Below are 17,211 nucleotides of genomic sequence, written 5' to 3'. Positions count from 1 at the left end.
CTCACAATCCGGACCATCCTTTGCAGCCTACTACTTCTTCTTGGCTGCAGACTGCGCCTGAGCGTCGCACCTGTCCTTCAGCGCCTTGGTCTGAGGATCGGCAAGATCCACCTTGAACTTCGTCCGGTCAGCCAGCTGTTCACACGTAGCAGGCTTTGCCTTAGGCGCCTCCTTCACTTCCGACTCGGCATGAAGCGCCGGATCATGTGCGAAGGCCGATGCGGACGCTGCAATGGAAGCGAAAAGGACGCTGATGAGGGCAAAACGATTCTTCATGTTGCTTCTCCTAGGTTGATTTCGGCGTTATGCCGGGTGTCACGGCTGGTAGAGGTCGGCTTGGTAGCCGGTAATTTGCACCTCGATGATCACGGGGGTGCTGCCGCGGTTCTGCCAGTACCACCCATGGGTACCTTCAAAGGGAGCAATGAACGTTCCCTCAGCCTGACGCTGGGCGCCTTCAACGGCGTAGCTGGTCCAGGGGCCCTTCACGTCGGGACGCTCGCCGTGCATGTCCACGGCAACATCAGACGTGGCCTTCCAGCTGAAAACCATCCCAGCGCCCTGAGCCATATGGGCCTTCACCTCCTGGCCCTTACCAGGGGCAAGCTCGATCGTCAGTGAGTCCTGCCGTAAAGGAGTGCTGGCGAGAGAGACAGCGGCGGGTTCGAAGGTCTGCTTGCCATTGCTCCCGAAGGCAACCTTGGCCTTCTCGAACAGCGCCGAGACGGCTTCGGCGCTGCCAGCAGATGCCGGAACTGGGGGAGCTACGGCCTCTACCTGGTCAGTGGAGGCTAGGGCGTCCAGACCCAGAACCTTGCCTACGCCCGTAGGGTCGATTCCGTACTCCGCGGGAAGCACGGTGGTGAGCAGAATCACCCCTGCAACGGCAGCGGCCAGGGCGGTGGATTTCAGCAGCTTGCGAGTGCTGGGCAGCTGATTGGAAAGCGTGATGGACATGAGTACCTCTGTAGATTCAGGAAACGAAGTAGCCGGTGAGCTGCATGCCAACAAGCACGAAGCCGGCGCACATAAGGGCGGTGTTGATGCTGTACGCCTGTCGATGGAATGACGGCAAGCGGCGCCAGAAGCCCATCACGATCAAGATGCCTGCGAGCGCGAGCAGCTGTCCGATCTCGACCCCCACGTTGAAGGCGAGCATGTTTGGGACAAGCCCGTCAGGTGAGAGCGAGAAATCCTGCAGCTTTGTCGCTAGACCAAAGCCATGGAAGAAGCCAAAGATCAGCACGGCGGCTTTGGTGTTGGGCTGTACCCCAAACCAGCGCTTGAACGCGCCCATGTTGTCCAGCGCCTTGTAGACAACCGACAGGCCAATGATTGCGTCGACCAGGTACGCATTCACATGCAATCCGCCCAGGACACCTAGCAACAAGGTGGTGCTGTGGCCGATCGCGAACAACGTCACGTAGATGCTGACATCACGCATCCGGTACAAGAAGAAGATCACCCCGAACAGAAACAGGAGGTGGTCGTATCCAGTCACCATGTGCTTGGCGCCGAGGTACGTGAACGCGATGAGCTGCAGGCCGGTACTGTCTTCCAGGAAGGCCTGGTCGCCTTCACTGACGCCATGCGCCCAAGCAACGCAAGGCAGAAGGATGGCTGCAAGCAGGTAGAGCCACGCTTGGGTTCGTTTGGAAATGGTCAACTGCATGTTCCTGGGAGGGGTTGAGATGGACGGGTTCACGCTGCGTCCTCCTTCCGCTCATCCCCTTCGCGGTGGATGAGGCGATAGAGCGCCGGCAACACCAGCAAGGTCAGCAGCGTGGAGGAGATGATTCCGCCGATAACGACCGTCGCCAGCGGGCGCTGAACTTCCGCGCCAGCCCCAACGTTTAGGGCCATTGGCAGGAAGCCCAGGCTGGCAACCAGGGCCGTCATCAGCACGGGGCGCAGCCGGGTCAGTGCACCTTCGGTTACCGCTTGGTGCAGGGGAGTGCCCTGTTCCCTAAGGCTCTTGATGAAGCTGATCATGACCAGGCCGTTGAGCACGGCGACGCCCGACAGCGCGATGAACCCCACGCCTGCAGAAATGGACAGGGGTATGTCACGCATCCACAGAGCCACCACGCCACCGGTCAACGCAAGTGGAACGCCGCTGAACACGATGGCAGCATCCTTGCCCGAGCCGAACGCCATGAAGAGCAAGCCGAAGATCATCACCAGGACGACCGGCACGACCACGGACAGCCGCTTGCTGGCAGAGATGAGCTGCTCGAAGGTACCGCCATACTCAATCCAGTAGCCTTCCGGCAACTGCACCTCCTGACCAACCTTCTCTCGCAGCTCCTCTACGAACGAACCAAGGTCGCGACCACGTACATTGCTGGTGATGACGACGCGACGCTTGCCGTTCTCGCGACTGACCTGGTTTGGGCCTGGCGCAACTTCAACTTTAGCCAGCTGCCCCAGCGGAACGAACGCTCTCTGTTCGCCGGAACTGGCCCCGAGGGCGACGGCTACCGGTAGCGATGCGAGCGTCCGGGTGTCCTGACGCAGGTTCTCGGGCAGACGAACGACGATGTCGAAGCGACGATCACCCTCAAAGACCTGACCGACCGCCTCACCGCCCAGCGCAACAGAGATGGTCTTCTGGACCTCGTCGATCGAAACGCCATAGCGGGCCAAAGCATCCAGGTCAGGCGTGATGGTCATAAGAGGCAGACCACTGATCTGCTCTAACTTCACGTCTGCGGCGCCTGGGATGGAACCTGCGGCGTCCTCGATCTGGCTGCCGATCTGCGCCAGCTGATCCAGGTCGTCACCGTACAACTTCACCGCCACCTCGGCGCGTACACCGGCAATCAGCTCGTTCATGCGCATCTGCACGGGCTGGGTGAACTCGTAGTTGTTGCCGGGAATTGCTCGGACAGCCTTCTCCAGCTCAGCAATGAGCTGCGCCTTTGGCTTGCGGGGATCAGGCCATTGGTCGCGATCCTTGAGCATGATGAAGGTGTCTGCGACCGACGGTGGCATGGGGTCGGTCGCTACCTCTGCTGTGCCGATCTTTGCGACAACCTCATCGACCTCGGGGAACTTCTTGATGGTCGCTTCAAGCTGGCGCTGCATGCCGATGGCTTGCGTCAGACTAGTGCCGGGAATGCGCAGCGCGTGAAGCGCAATATCACCTTCGTCCAGATTCGGAATGAACTCAGTGCCCATGCGACTGGCCAGAAGACCCGCCAGTACGGTGAGAACGGCTGCACCACCCACAACCAGTTTGCGAGCACTGACTGCCCGTTCCAGCATCGGGCCATACAGCTTGGTCACGCCCCGCATAGCCTTGGTTTCCTTCTCCGAGACCTTGCCCGTGACAAACTGAGCAACCGCAGCGGGAACGAACGTGAGGGACAATGCCATCGCACCAGTCAGCGCGATAACGACGGTCAGGGCCATCGGGTGGAACATCTTTCCTTCCACGCCGGAGAGCGCAAAGATCGGGATGTAGACGGCGGCAATGATGAACAAGCCGAACAAGCTGGGCTTGATCACCTCGGCACTGGCGCTGGCGGCCAAAGCAAAGCGCTCATCCCGGGTCAACAGACGCCCCAGGGCGTGCTGACGCTCGCCGAAGCGGCGCAGACAGTTCTCAACAATGATGACCGCGCCGTCGACGATCAGACCGAAGTCCAGCGCACCCAAGCTCATCAGATTTGCTGAGACACGGTTCTGGACCATGCCGGAGATGGTCAGCAGCATGGTCAAAGGAATGACCGCGGCCGTGATCAGTGCGGCGCGAAGATTTCCGAGCAGAAGGAACAGCACCGCAATGACCAGCAGGGCACCTTCCAGCAGGTTCTTCTTGACGGTTTCAATGGTGCGGTCGACCAGCTCCGTACGGTCATAGACCGCATGCGCGCGGACACCTTCTGGAAGCGTCTCGTCGATCTCCTTCAGCTTGGCAGCGGTTCGCTGAGCGACTTCGCGGCTGTTCTCACCAATGAGCATGAATGCAGTACCAAGTACCACTTCCTTGCCATCTTTGGTCGCTGCCCCCGTTCGAAGTTCGGTGCCCTCGTGAACGTCTGCGAGGTCACCGACGCGAAGCGGCAGCCCCTCGCGATTGGCGACCACGATCTTGCGCAGGCCGTCCATGTCCGCCACTTGGCCAGGAACGCGTACAAGGTACTGTTCACCACTCTTTTCAATGTAGCCGGCACCCACGTTCGCATTGCTGCGCGCCACGGCCTCCATCACATCCTGCATGGTCAGCTCGTACGCCTGAAGCTTGCGCGGGTCAGGCGTGATGTGGAACTGCCGCACATAGCCACCGACGGTGTTGACCTCTGTCACACCTTTCAGATGTCGCATCTGGGGGCGTACCACCCAATCCTGGAGGGTACGAAGCGCCATCGGCGTCCAGGTCTCTTCAGCACCCTTCTCGGCTTCCACGGTGTACATGAAGATCTCACCGAGACCGGTGGCGACCGGGCCCAGCGTTGGCTTCAGCCCAGTTGGGAGCTGGGATGCGGCTTGCTGCAAGCGCTCGGCCACCTGCTGCCGCGCGAAGTAGATGTCGGTACCGTCTTCGAATACAACGGTGACCTGGGAGAGACCATAACGCGAGATGGACCGCGTGTACTCCAGCTTGGCCAAGCCGGCCAAGGCTGTCTCGACGGGGAACGTTACCCGCTGCTCTGCCTCCAGTGGAGAGTAGCCTGGTGCTTCGGTGTTGATCTGGACCTGGACATTGGTGATGTCAGGGACGGCGTCGATTGGCAGCTTGCTGTAGTTCCAGATGCCCAAGCCTGACAGCGCCAGGACCAGAAGCAGCACAAGCCATCTATGCGCGATGGACGCGCGAATGATTCGCTCTAGCATGATGGATCCTTAGTGGTCGTGGCTGGCGCCAGACTTCTCGATGTCTGCACGGATCAGATAGCTCTGCTCGGCGACGTACCGCGTTCCGGGCTTCAGTCCGCCAAGAACCTCTGCCCACTCGCCATCACGCTTTCCAAGCTCAAGCATGCGCACCTCATAGGTATCGCCCACCTGCGCAAATACGACGGTAAAGTCGCGAAATCGCTGGAGCCCTGACTCTTTGACGGCCAGTGGAACAGGTGTCTCGGCAATGATGACCTCGGCCGAGACAGCCATTCCTGGACGCCACTTGCCGTCACCATTGGGGATACTCACGCGCGCAACCACGCTTTGGCCGCTGCTTGCCAGCGGAAGCAGGCTTTGGAGCCTACCTTCAGTCTCCAAGGCACCCGTGGCGGAACGGATCCGCACTGCTTGACCTGGAGCGAGACGCTCGGCGTCAGTGCCCAGAGCTCGTAGATCGACCCAGACCTCTGACAGATCGGCAACGTCGAACAGTGTGTTGTCGCCGGCCACATCACCAACACTGGTGTTGCGCGCAAGAACGATGCCGCTGAAGGGAGCAATCACCGCGTAGGTGCGCATGCTGTCATTGCCTTCAACCGTCGCCAGCGTCTGCCCTGCCGAAACGCGTTGGCCCATCTCGACCGACACGCTGCGGACAATACCTGGGAATCGTGCTTTGACGGCGGCCTGGCGGCCAGTGTTGACCGCGATGTTTCCCATCAGCGTGACCGTATCGCGGATAGTGCCAGCGGTAGCCTCTTCCACCACCACACCCGCATCCTTGGCAGCGCTTGGCTCGATGGTGGTACGGCCTTCATAGGACTGATAGGACCAGGTGTGTGTCTTTCCTCCTACCACTGCGTCTGCCTTCACGTCGAAAGAATGAGGTTCCACGACCTCGCCGTTCCCTACGAGATAGTCGTTTTCGGCGGTGAAAGTGAAATCATTGACCTCACCGTCGAGGCGCTTCAACTGCATTGTTGCCTTCACCTCATTCGGTGAGATCGGCTTGTCATTTCGATAGGCGTAGAGGCGGAACTGAGGAGGCGTGTTGGTTTCATAGACGGTGACTTCAAGTGCGAAATCACCATCGCGGAGCATGCGACCGCGGTTGGGGCCGCGCTCGTAGTCGCCGGCCGCGGCGGCGGATTCTGCGGCTTCTTTCTCAACCGGCTTTTCACCGCCACAGGCGGCCAGTGCCAGCGGAAGCAACATAAGAAGGGCGTAACGATTCATGGGCGGATATCCTGGGCGGAGGCGGTGAGGCGATCTGCCTCGACCAGCAATCGGAGATAGAGTGCGGCGGACTCGACTTCGCGCTCACGAAGGTCGAACAGCGTCTTCTGCGCCTGGCTCAATGCGAGATAGGAGAATCGACCCTCCTCGAAGCCACGACGGCTCTGATTCATCGCCTGCTCCGCCTTGGGGAGCTGCCGCTCACGAACGGAGGTGACCTCCAACTGCGCTTGGCGCAGCTGTTGATAGACTCCGAACAGCTCCTGGTTGAGCTCCAACATTTGTGCTTCACGGCGTGACTTGAGCGCACTCAGTTCGTAGTCGACTTCGGATACCAAGTAGGCTGATCGACGCCGGGTTCCCAAGGGAACCGAGATCGACATGACCAAGCCACTGTCCTTCGTTGCTTCAAGACGGCGAAGTCCAAATCCAACACTCACGTCAGGCTTCGCGCTGGAAACGGCGACATCGCGGCGCGCGGCAAGAACTCTGGACTGGGCATCGAAGGCACGTTGCTGTGGCGCGTTCTGAAGGCGTTCGGACAGCGTCTGGTAGTCATCCAGCGGAGGGAGGATGTTTGTATCGCCGGCGACGGTGTCGAAGTCAGCGGTGAAAGAGCCCCAGGAAGACGCAAGCGCCATGCGCGAGGCCTCCAACCGCTGGACTGCTTGATCACGCTTGAGCTCTGCATCGGCCAGGGCAATTTCAGCGGCCCTCAGGTCTGAATCCGGGTTCCGTGCCGCAGAGACCCAGCGGGCCACCTCTCGCTGAAGCGCGCGGGCCATACGAATCCGCTCTTCCGCATGCTCGACATGCTCCTGCGCCGCAAGCACGTCGATGAATCGACCAGCGGTGCGTGTGGCGATGGCCACCCGGGTCACATCAGCCTCTCGCAGGGCTGCATCCACCTCGGCGCCGCCAAGCGCTTGGCGGGCCGCCCGCTTGCCACCCAGTTCCAGAATCTTGGATACCCGGAACGTTGCCTCGGCAGCGTCCATACCTCGCACGCTGCCACTACCGGCCACGTTCTCCAGTTCTCCGCCGAGCACCAACGGGGCTGCTAAGCCCTCTCGCGCCGCACGGTTCTTTGTCGCCTCTATTTGTGCGGCATCTGCCTGCACGCTTGGGTGAGTGCCCAGAGCGCGGGCGACCGCATCCTCCAGGCGCAGCACTTCGGCGGCGTAGCCAGGAACGGCCACACCGCAGGCGCCGGCAACAGCCAGCGCCCACACACTACGGAATTTCACGGAAGCCTCCGGAAAGAAAGTCAGAACGACGCGCCGCCTTCCGCTACACGGGAGGCGCGCTCAGGCTGCTAGAGCGCAGCTAGGGTCGTCAGACGATCGGAGGTCGGAAGGGTGACGCCGGGTGCCCTGCAGGCACCCTCAGAAGTCGCAGAGCATGGACTTCACCGGCCAGCGGTAGTGAAGCCAGGTAGACGTGGGGCGTGAACAGGCTTCCAGCGAAACTCGCATCTGCCTGATGCAGTACCGCATGAGCGCCAGTGGCGTGATCCGGGTCCAGATTGTCGCCCGCACCGCCGGCATGTGAATGGCCATGATCCACCGCTGCTGCGATGTCATGTTCCAATCCGTGCAGTTCGCTGAGCTGGATCACCATCGGCCGCGCAACGACACTCAACAGCATCAGCGCAAAGAAGCTGATCCTGAGGGCAAGGCCGTGGCGGGCGGAAAGACGCATATAGGTTAGCTTAAGCGGGGCTGGCTGGGGTTGTCGAGGGGGCCGAAACTGGGCGCAGCCCATCGGAAATACCGCACATAGGGCGGTGGCCGGGCCTTAAGCGCACCCGGCCACCGCTAACCGCTGCGGTTTACATCTTCTTGATCAACTCGTACTCCCCTCCGGTGCGGAGCAGAAGCGTTACGGGCTCCTCGCCCCTGTTGCGCCAGAACCATCCGTGGTTGCCGTCGAAGGCAGCCAGGAGCACCCCCTGCTTGGTGGCTTCCCCTCGACCCTTCTCATAGCTGATCGCTCGACCGCCGCCGTCTCCGTGGGCGTCGAAGTTCACGACGCCGCCTTCAACAGACCACTGGTAGCTGGCGCGCTCGCCCGCCTTCATGACGAGCTTGATCTCGGTGCCTTGGCCCGGCGCCAGGACAACCTGTTCTTCGTCCCGCCATTCAGCAGCGGTGGCCGCATTGCTCGCGGCAGGCTTCTGAGCAACTTCAACGGTCTTACGGTTCTGCGTGGACACCTGCGTCAGCAGGGCGGCTGCCTCGTCTTCGGCGGCCTTTGCGTCCATCGCAGCGTCAGCTGCCGCTTCCTCGGCAAGCTGTTCCTTGATCTCCCCCATTTCCTTCAAGCCCAGTACCCGACCAACACCAGTGGGATCGATTCCGTACTCAGATGGCATCACCACTCCAACCAGGAGGACAATGGCGATGCCGGCGGCAATTGCGGTGGTGCGTCCCAACTGGCGGCTGGTGGGGAGGTCGCCTTCGGCGGGCTTACTGTTGTACATGATGTAGTTCTCTTGAAAGTCAGGAAACGAAGTAGCCAGTGAGCTGCATGCCGATCAGAATGAATCCGGCGCAGAGCATGGCGGCATTGGCGGTGTAGGCGTGCTTGAAGAAGCTGGGCGTGCGGCGCCAGTAGCCCATTGCGATCAGAATCGCGCCAAGCGAGAGGATCTGGCCGATCTCCACGCCGACGTTGAACGCGAGCAGGTTGGGCAACAGACCATCGGGTGAGATGTCGTACTCGATGATCTTGGTTGACAGACCAAAGCCGTGGAACAGGCCGAAGATCAACGTCGCAACCTTTGTGTTTGGCTGGAAGCCGAACCAACGCTGGTAGGCGCCCAGATTGTCCAGGGCCTTGTAGACCACAGACAGACCAATGATCGCGTCGATCAGGTAGCTGTTGATGCCCACGTTGAACAGCACACCCAGCAGCATCGTTGTGGAGTGCCCGATCGCGAACAGCGTCACATACAGCGCGACATGCTTCATCCGGTACAGGAAGAACACCACGCCCAGGAGGAACAGGATGTGGTCATAGCCGGTGGCCATGTGTTTTGCGCCCAGATAGGCGAATGCGATCAGATTTACTCCAGATATTTCCTGGATGTAGCCCTTGTCGCCTTCGGCGATCGCGTGAGCCAACGCCCCGTCAGCTGTGAGTAGCAGCATGAACAGGGAAAGCAGTGCGAGTAGAGTTCGCGGCCAGTGCGACCGTAGTGGGGGTTGGAGAAGGACGCGCGAGAGCGCCCCGGATTCAGAACTGGGGATCATGATGAGGATCTACGAATGCGGTCAGCGGACCTCCGCCAAAGCTATCCGCTACGACACTGGGAACCGGCGCAACGTGCTACGAGTGCGCAGAGGGCGCGCACGGCACGTCACACGGATCACTGCGTGTAAGCGGGGTCCGGGCGGGGAACGAATGAATAATTTCTTGCAGCGACGAACGTCCAGTAAGGATTGACTGGACGGGCGCTGCCAAGCCTCTGCTCAGTGCGAGCACGAGGCCTGGGTCTCAGGCGATAGGAGGCCTGAACAGGGATGAGCGATGATGCTGAAGCTCTGCCGCTGGCTGGTGCCAGGGATGGATATCGCTCAGATCAACTCGAGCGGGTCCAGCAAGGCTGGCCAAGATGCCTACAGAAGCCGTCAGATCGGCCTGGTGCAACAGGCTGTGCAATCCAACCGCGTGTTCAAGATCACGGTCTGCGGCATCACTCACCCCAACATGGGGGTGACCATGTTCCACCGCAGCCTGCACGATGTGCTGCAAGCCGTGCAGCTCACCCAGATGATTCAGGACGGGTCGCACGAACAGACTCGCCACCAGCATCATGAAGATGCAGCTGCGCAACAGCACGCTGGTTGGTAGACGAAGGGATCGCACGGGCAAAGACTAGAGGCTTGTTCTGGCAAAGTCGATATGACAACGTCGGGCGCGAGCGGTGAAAGTGCCCTCTCGCGCCCCTTGTTCAAGTTTCCGTCATCCAGGCCAACGAGGGTGCACGTCGTCGATGACATACCGATGTGAGTGCTTGCCGTTGGAAGAAGCGTGTTCCGCCCAGTGGGGATGGTCCGCAGCCAGATCGTCGTGACCGTGGGAGATCTCGTCCGGGTCATGGGCGGGCCAGATTCTCCAGGCGAACACGAATCCGGCGATGCCGACTACTGCCAGTGCCATGATCGCCACTGGCATTCCAAACTTCGCACCCACGGCTCCCGCCAGAGGGTAGGCAATCAGCCAACACACGTGGGAGAGAGAGAACTGCGCTGCGAACAGGAATGGCAGATCGGTGGATTCCGCTGATCGCCGCAGCAGTCTGCCGCCAGGAGTCACCAGCCCCGCATAGCTCATCCCCAACAATGCCCAGCCGGCGAGCACGATGGGCCAACCTATGGAGGAGGGCGAGAGCAGCCAGGTAAGCCCGAGGGTCACAAGTACGATGCACATTGCAAGGGCTGAGGAGAGCATCACGCGCCTGTCAGCCACCCGATCGAGAACCTTGGGGAGGACAAGCGCCGTCAGCATCGAGCCGCCACCGAAAGCTGCCAGCGCCCATGCCACCTGTGACTCTGCTCCGCCGAGAACGTTGCGCACCACAACGACGGTGTTCACGAACACCATGGCGCCGCCGGCGGCCGCACACAGATTAAGGGCAAGCAACCCTTTCAGCCTGGGCGTCTTCAGGTAGATCCGCATTCCTCGAATCGCGCGGGCGTAGGGACCGTCCTTTCTTAGGGACGGAGCAACGAAGGGGAATGCAGTTGAGAACACCAAGATGGCGGATATCACGAAGCCTACGGACGTACCAGCGAACAGGCCGTGGAAGCTGATCAGCGTCAGCAGAGCAGCGGCCAACGCGGGACTCAGCAGGCTCTCCAGGTCATAGGCCAGGCGCGACAGGGACAGTGCTCGGGTGTAGTCGCGTTCCTCCTTCAGGATTTCCGGGATCGTCGACTGGAACAGAGGGGTGAAGCACGCCGAGGCCGACTGCAGCAAGGCAATGAGCAGGTACACCTGCCAGATCTGGTTGACGAACGGCAGACAAAGCGCCGCGCCCGCCCGCACCAGGTCGAGGGCAATAAGCACCGGTTTGCGTAGATTTGCCGGGACGATCGCTCCGGACAGAGGGGCCAACAGCACGTAGACAATCATCTTGATTGCCAGAGCCGTACCTAGCACAGCGCCCGCCTCAGCCCCCGCCAAGTCATAGGCCAAAAGAGAGAGCGCCACGGTAGCCAAGCCCGTGCCGATCAGCGCGATAACCTGCGCAGCGAACAGGTTCCTGAATGTTGGAAAGCGTAGGACCTCGATCATGGCTCACCTCTAGATGGAACAGTGGAAAGCGCCGCTGCCCTGCGGATCGTAATCCGATCCGCAGGGCAGGACGTGAAGCCGTGGAAGGGGCTTGCGCTCAATCGACTTCGGGTACCGGCAAGGGGTCTTCAATGCCCGCGGCCTTCCTGCGCGCAGTTCTTCGGAGTACCAGCCCGCACAGCGCAGGCAGCACGAACAGCGTCAGTACGGTTGCCGTGGCAAGACCCCCGATAACCACTGTAGCCAGTGGCTTCTGCACTTCGGCGCCCGTACCTGTTGCAATCGCCATCGGGACGAAGCCCAGGGAGGCAACCAGCGCGGTCATAAGAACCGGTCTAACGCGCTCCATTGCACCCAGTTCGACCGCCTCATCTGGCGGAAGCCCCTCGTGCAGGCGTTTCTTGATCGCGGAGATCAGAACCAGGCCGTTGAGCACCGCGACACCAGATACCGCGATGAAGCCCACAGCAGCTGAGATCGAGAAGGGGATTCCTCTCAACGCCAATGCGAAGAATCCACCGGCCAGAGCAAGTGGCACCGCAGTCAGTACCGTACCTGTCAGCAAACCGTTGCCAATCGCCATGTAGAGGACGGCTGCAATGAGAATGAAGCAGAGAGGCACAATAATCGCCAGTCGCTTCGTTGCTGCCTGCAGATTCTGGAACTGCCCGCCCCATTCGATCCAGGAACCCGTGGGCAACTGCACCTGCTGGGCAATAGCCGCCTTGGCGTCGTCAACGAAGCTACCCAGGTCACGCCCGACCACATTCGCTTCCACATAGATTCGACGTTTGCCATTGTCGCGGCTCACTTCGTTCAGACCCTGTGTGAAGCGGAAACTGACCAATTCACGAAGCGGAACAGACTGACGGCCTTCCTGACTGCCTGGCGGCAGCATAACCGGAACGGCTCCTAGTACATCGAGATCGCTGCGGTCCACACGGGGCAGACGAACCACCACGTCGAAGCGCCGATCACCTTCGAAGATCTGGCCCGCCATGCGACCTGCCAGAGCAGCAGACACTGTGTCGGCCACTTCCTTGACGGTGAGTCCGTAACGGGCGATCGCGGCCCGGTCGAACGCCATGTCAAAGGTCGGGAAGCCTCCCGTCTGCGCCACACGGACATCCGATGCGCCCGGAATCTTCTTGAGGACGGCCGCAATCTTGTCAGCGCTGCCGGCAAGCGCCGTCAGGTCTTCGCCATAGATCTTGACTGCAACGTCGCTACGAACGCCGCCGATCAGCTCATTGAAGCGCATCTCGATGGGCTGGGTGGCGTCATAGTTGTTACCAACAAGAAAGGCTGTCTTTTCTCGAATCCTCTCGATCACCTGCTCTTTGGTCTTCACTCCATCCGGCCATTGGTCCTTGGGCTTGAGGATCACGTAGTTGTCGGACGCATTGGGCGGCATGGGATCTGCGGCCAGGCTTGCGGTACCGGCCTTGGAGTACACCGTCTGTACCTCCGGCAACGTCATCAGTGCCTTCTCAAGAGGAAGGTCGATGGCGACGGACTGCTCGATCGATGTGGACGGGATGCGAACGGAGGACAGGTTGAGATTCTGCTCATCCAATGTGGGCATGAACTCCCGACCCACAAAGCCAAAGGCCACAACGCCGGCCACCAGGACGCCAAGACCACCGGCCAGGTAGGGCATGGGTTGGCGGATTGCGCTGCGAAGCATCGGCTGATAGCGGCTCTTGGTAGCAGCTACTACCCGTACTTCCTTCTCGGAAATGTGGCCCTTGAGCATGACCGCCACCATCGCCGGAACGAAAGTGAGGGAGAGCACGAATGCAGAGGCCAGCGCCAGCATCAGGGTAATGACCATCGGAGAGAACATCTTCCCCTCGACGCCCTGGAAGGTCAGGCAGGGCACGAAGACCAGGAAGATGACCGCCTGCCCATATACGGTCGGGCGGACCATCTCCTTGGACGAGGCGATCGTTTCATGCAGGCGCTCCGATAGATTGAGCGGGCGCCCAAGTGCATGCTGTCGCTCTGCCAGGCGGCGCAGTGCGTTCTCGACGATGATGACCGCGCCGTCGATGATCAGGCCAAAGTCGAGCGCACCCAGGCTCATCAGGTTGCCAGAGATCCCGAGCTTGTTCATGCCGATCGCGGTGATCAGCAGGGACAACGGAATCACCAATGCAGCAATGACAGCAGCTCGCCAGTTTCCGAGCAATGCACACAGGATGACCACGACTAGAAGAGCGCCTTCGGCCAGGTTCTTGGCGACGGTCTTGATCGTTGCGACAACCAGCTGGGATCGGTCCAAGGTGGGAACAATCGTCACGCCCGGCGGCATGGTCTTGCCGATCTCCTGCAGCTTGTCACCCACCGCCGCCGCCACAGTTCGGCTGTTGGCGCCAACCAGCATGAGTGCACTGCCGACGACAGTCTCGTATCCATTGCGGCTGGCAGCACCGCGGCGGAGCTCACCGTCAACGACCACACGTGCGACGTCACCCACCGTTACGGGAACTCCGTTGCGATTGCCCACAACGGCACGGGCAATCTCGTCCACGGAGCGGATGCGGGCGTCTGCGCGCACCAGATAGGACTCGCCCGACCTCTGGATGTAGTCTGCTCCGACCGACAGATTGGCATCCTGCAACGCGTCGGCCAGGTCGGTATAGGAGAACCCGTACTCCGCGAGCTTGCTCGCATTGGGCTCAACGACATACTCCTTGACGTAGCCGCCGAGGCTGTCGACGTCTGCTACGCCTGGCGTCGTGCGCAGCTGAGGCCGCACAATCCAGTCCTGGACTGTGCGCAAGTAGGCCAGACGTGCCATGTTGTCCGTCAGCCGTTCCCCTTGATCAGTCAGGAACGAACCGTCGCTTTGCCAGCCAGGCTTACCATCATTTCGCGGGGCATCTTTGCCATCTGGGTGGGTGAATTCAACGCTGTAGTGGAATACTTCGCCCAACCCGGTCGAAACCGGGCCCATCAGTGGTTCGGCACCCTCCGGCAACTGGGGCCGAGCCTGAGTCAGACGCTCGGTGACCTGTTGGCGCATGAAGTAGAGGTCTGCGCTCTCATCGAAGATCACCGTGACCTGGCTGAAGCCGTTGCGCGAGAACGACCGGGTGTTCGCGACGCCCCGAAGTCCTGCCATCGCGGTCTCGATCGGGTAGGTAACGCGCTTCTCGACCTCCACTGGACTCAGCGTCGGGATGACGGTGTTGATCTGGACCTGCTTGTTCGTGATATCCGGAGTCACGTCGATCGGTAGCAGGTTCAGTTGCCACCCGCCGATCACCGCAATCACCAGTGTGATCAACAGAACCAGCCAGCGGTGCCGTACGGCACCCGTGAGTACTTGCTCGATCATTACTCGTCTCCGCCCGACTTTTTCATCTCGGCTTTCACCAGAAACGCATTACGGGTAGCAACCGGGGTTCCCGCAGTGACGCCAGAAAGGATCTGCGCCATACCACCGCTACGGAGGCCAATGAAGACCGGCTGTGCAGTGAACCCCTTACTGGTTCTGACGAAGAGGACGTCTTTTCCGTCGATGTTCTGGACCGCCTCTTCCGAGACAGACAGCCCCTCACCCGATCCGGAAGCGGTGACCAGCCGGACCTGCACACCGTCACCCACAACCAATCCGTTCGCCTCTGCGCTCGGGGTGATTACGACTGTGGCAGCCCTTGTCAGCCCACCTACGGCGGCAGCAACTGAACGGACCTTTCCTGAGGTGACGCTTCCGTCGGAGCGGGTAATGGACACGCTGTCGCCGGCCTTGATCCGACCGGTGTCACCCGCACGAACGGAGGCCTGAATCTCCACGCCATTGGAACCTGTGACCCTATAAAGGGAGGCCTGCGGCTCGACGAAAGCGCCCAGAGTCACTTGCGAGCTGCTGATGGTTCCATCGATAGGGCTGATGACGTTGACGCTACCTCCTCCATCCACATTGGCGGTGCGTGCCACCAGGGCAGCGCGTTGTGCTTCTGCTTGCGCTGTGAGATAGGCGGCGCGACTCGCCTCAGCCTCTTGTCGTGCCAGCACGCCCTGTGCGAGCAACGACTCATCGCGCTTGACGTTCTTTTCGGCGAGGGAGAGGCTGGCGCTGGCCACACGAAGGTCAGCCGCAATACGGGCCCCATCAGGGCTGGCTACGCGTGCCAGCACTTCGCCCTTCTTCACCTTGTCGCCCACCTGCCGGATGACATCGGTGACGTTACCGGCCGCACGTGCCACCACGACGGCCTCACCACCGGGGATTGCCACGACCGAACCCGATGCGGTGATATTCGCCGCTACCTGAGCGGAAGTGACGGGCTCCACCGAGATCCCGGCAGCGGCAAGATACTCCTTGGGAATCGCGACTTCCTGAGCTGCCTCCGCCTCCGCCGGCGCACTGGCGCTGGCTTCGTCTTTCGCGGGGTCGACCACCGTCTCTGAAGGGGCGGATAAGCGTGCAATGCCAAATCCCGCGCCAAGCGCCAAGGTAGCCACGCCGATCATCGTCAGGGTGTTAACAGCCGGAATACTTCTCTTCATCTACATGTCTCCAAAGGCAATCTGACCGCTGGCCACGGCGAGCGATGCGTAGGCGGCAACGCGTGCGAGTCGTGCATCCACCACGCTCAGCCTCGCGTCCGTCAGCGTGCGACGGCTAAGCAGCAGCTCAACCAGTGGGGTTCTACCGGCCTCGTATCCCAAGCGCGCCATTCGGTAGGCTTCCGTGGCTGCTTCCTCTCCCTTGGAGGCAGCGATCAGTCCTCGCTTGGCGGCGTCAACACGCGCAAGCGCAGTCGCACGGTCCGCCTGGCTCTGGAGGCGTGCTGCATCCAATCGAGCACGGGCGGCGTCGCTCCGTGCTCGAGCCGCGCTGATCCCGCCGCTGTTCCGGTCAAACAATGGGATGCTCAGAGACACGCCGACGACCAATGCGTCCCCACCGGCGGCGAAGTTGCGACGGCCTGCGGTGAGGTTAAGGTCCGGTGCCCGCTTGAAGCGTTCAGTGCGCAGAACCGCATCGCTCGCATCGACGTCTGCCTTCGCAGACAGGACAGATGCCGAATCGACGTTCGCAATTGCGGGCGCAACCCACTCGCGCACCAGGAGTGACTCGGACGTGCCTGAGTAGGGTTCAGCTCTTCCCGCCAGTACTGACAGTTGCTCGAGAGCTGCAGCCGCCTCTGCCTCTCTTGAGGCGGCAATCGCTTCTGCTGAGCTCAAGCCGGCCTGGGCTTGTGCTACGCGCAGGCTGGCCTCCTTTCCTGCGTCAACCAGCGCCTGAGCTGCCTTCAGGTCGCCTCTGGCGCGATCAACATCTTCGGCAGCAATGTTTCGCCGTATCAGCCCAGCCTCGGAAGACGCGTAGGCAACAGCCAAGGCTGCGGCGAATTCGACTTGTGCCTGGTGCTGGCGAGCTTCGGCCGCCTGCAGCCCTTTCTCTCCCGCCTGGATTCGAGCCCCACGTTGGCCAAAGATCTCGAGTGGCTGGCTGATGGTGTAGGTCGTCTGCCGCTGGCTCGCGCCATTGCTGGGGGGAGCGTTGAGATTCTCTGCGAGGGCATCAATGGTGGGGTTACGTAGCGCTCGCGCTTGGCGGGCTTCGCCCGCAGCGGCAGCTGTGTCGAACCCCTTTTCCTGAAGGAAGGGGGATTGGGCCCTGCTCTGCTCGAGCAACGCGCTGAAGTTCGGGGCGTCCGAGGCATAGGCCGCAGAGATACTGGTCAGGGCCAGCATCACCGTCAGGGCAAGCAATGATGGTTTCATGAGGATCCGGTGCAGTGGGGCCGCAATCTCGGCCGTCTTTCTGCACTACGCGGCCTGCGCGGCCTTCCCCTCGAATCCGGCGAAAAT

The 17,211-nt window shown here is 61.1% G+C and carries 14 protein-coding genes; 1 reads left to right on the top strand and 13 read right to left on the bottom strand.

From position 1 onward, the window contains the following. Nucleotides 1–30: 30 nt before the first annotated feature. From ACZLHH_RS00990 to ACZLHH_RS00950, 9 genes are all read right to left on the bottom strand, one after another. The gene (locus ACZLHH_RS00990; RefSeq protein WP_008267212.1) at nt 31–276 is read right to left on the bottom strand and encodes a hypothetical protein; all 246 of its coding nucleotides are present in this window, start codon (nt 274–276) and stop codon (nt 31–33) included. A gap of 39 nt (nt 277–315) precedes the next feature. Further along, the gene (locus ACZLHH_RS00985) at nt 316–957 is read right to left on the bottom strand and encodes a hypothetical protein (protein ID WP_033835097.1); all 642 of its coding nucleotides are present in this window, start codon (nt 955–957) and stop codon (nt 316–318) included. A gap of 16 nt (nt 958–973) precedes the next feature. Continuing rightward, nucleotides 974–1,672, bottom strand: a complete 699-nt coding sequence (locus ACZLHH_RS00980) for a HupE/UreJ family protein (RefSeq protein WP_008264906.1) — start codon at nt 1,670–1,672, stop codon at nt 974–976. Between the two features lie 29 nt (nt 1,673–1,701). Beyond that, on the bottom strand, nt 1,702–4,839 hold the full coding sequence (locus ACZLHH_RS00975; protein WP_014645523.1) for an efflux RND transporter permease subunit: 3,138 nt from the start codon (nt 4,837–4,839) through the stop codon (nt 1,702–1,704). Nucleotides 4,840–4,848: 9 nt separating this feature from the next. Next, the gene (locus ACZLHH_RS00970) at nt 4,849–6,081 is read right to left on the bottom strand and encodes an efflux RND transporter periplasmic adaptor subunit (protein ID WP_014645522.1); all 1,233 of its coding nucleotides are present in this window, start codon (nt 6,079–6,081) and stop codon (nt 4,849–4,851) included. Further along, nucleotides 6,078–7,328 (bottom strand): TolC family protein, encoded by a 1,251-nt coding sequence (locus ACZLHH_RS00965; protein ID WP_014645521.1) that lies wholly within the window; start codon nt 7,326–7,328, stop codon nt 6,078–6,080. The genes ACZLHH_RS00970 and ACZLHH_RS00965 overlap by 4 nt, the downstream gene beginning before the upstream one ends. 88 nt (nt 7,329–7,416) lie before the next feature. Next, nucleotides 7,417–7,782: a hypothetical protein gene (locus ACZLHH_RS00960; RefSeq protein WP_075075811.1), complete on the bottom strand. Its 366-nt coding sequence runs from the start codon at nt 7,780–7,782 to the stop codon at nt 7,417–7,419. Between the two features lie 130 nt (nt 7,783–7,912). Continuing rightward, nucleotides 7,913–8,563 carry a hypothetical protein gene (locus ACZLHH_RS00955; protein ID WP_033835782.1) on the bottom strand — a complete coding sequence of 217 codons (651 nt, stop codon included), beginning with the start codon at nt 8,561–8,563 and terminating at the stop codon, nt 7,913–7,915. 19 nt (nt 8,564–8,582) lie between these two features. Beyond that, nucleotides 8,583–9,233: a HupE/UreJ family protein gene (locus ACZLHH_RS00950; protein ID WP_223224807.1), complete on the bottom strand. Its 651-nt coding sequence runs from the start codon at nt 9,231–9,233 to the stop codon at nt 8,583–8,585. Nucleotides 9,234–9,612: 379 nt separating this feature from the next. Between ACZLHH_RS00950 and ACZLHH_RS00945 the strand changes: the two genes are divergently transcribed. Beyond that, nucleotides 9,613–9,936, top strand: coding sequence for a hypothetical protein (locus ACZLHH_RS00945; RefSeq protein ID WP_008264507.1), 324 nt, complete (start codon nt 9,613–9,615; stop codon nt 9,934–9,936). Between the two features lie 111 nt (nt 9,937–10,047). Here the strand turns inward: ACZLHH_RS00945 and ACZLHH_RS00940 are convergent, their stop codons facing one another. The 4 genes from ACZLHH_RS00940 to ACZLHH_RS00925 form a co-directional block, all read right to left on the bottom strand. Then, nucleotides 10,048–11,382, bottom strand: coding sequence for an MFS transporter (locus ACZLHH_RS00940; protein ID WP_033836038.1), 1,335 nt, complete (start codon nt 11,380–11,382; stop codon nt 10,048–10,050). 97 nt (nt 11,383–11,479) lie between these two features. Continuing rightward, nucleotides 11,480–14,725, bottom strand: a complete 3,246-nt coding sequence (locus ACZLHH_RS00935) for a CusA/CzcA family heavy metal efflux RND transporter (RefSeq protein WP_014645518.1) — start codon at nt 14,723–14,725, stop codon at nt 11,480–11,482. Then, nucleotides 14,725–15,900, bottom strand: a complete 1,176-nt coding sequence (locus tag ACZLHH_RS00930; protein WP_014645517.1) for an efflux RND transporter periplasmic adaptor subunit — start codon at nt 15,898–15,900, stop codon at nt 14,725–14,727. The genes ACZLHH_RS00935 and ACZLHH_RS00930 overlap by 1 nt, the downstream gene beginning before the upstream one ends. Beyond that, nucleotides 15,901–17,124 (bottom strand): TolC family protein, encoded by a 1,224-nt coding sequence (locus tag ACZLHH_RS00925; RefSeq protein ID WP_033836037.1) that lies wholly within the window; start codon nt 17,122–17,124, stop codon nt 15,901–15,903. Nucleotides 17,125–17,211 lie beyond the last annotated feature (87 nt).

Source organism: Stenotrophomonas sp. 28608_Sma (assembly GCF_056486185.1).
The sequence above is the reverse complement of the archived record's forward strand: the minus strand, read 5'-3'. Positions and strand labels throughout refer to the sequence as shown.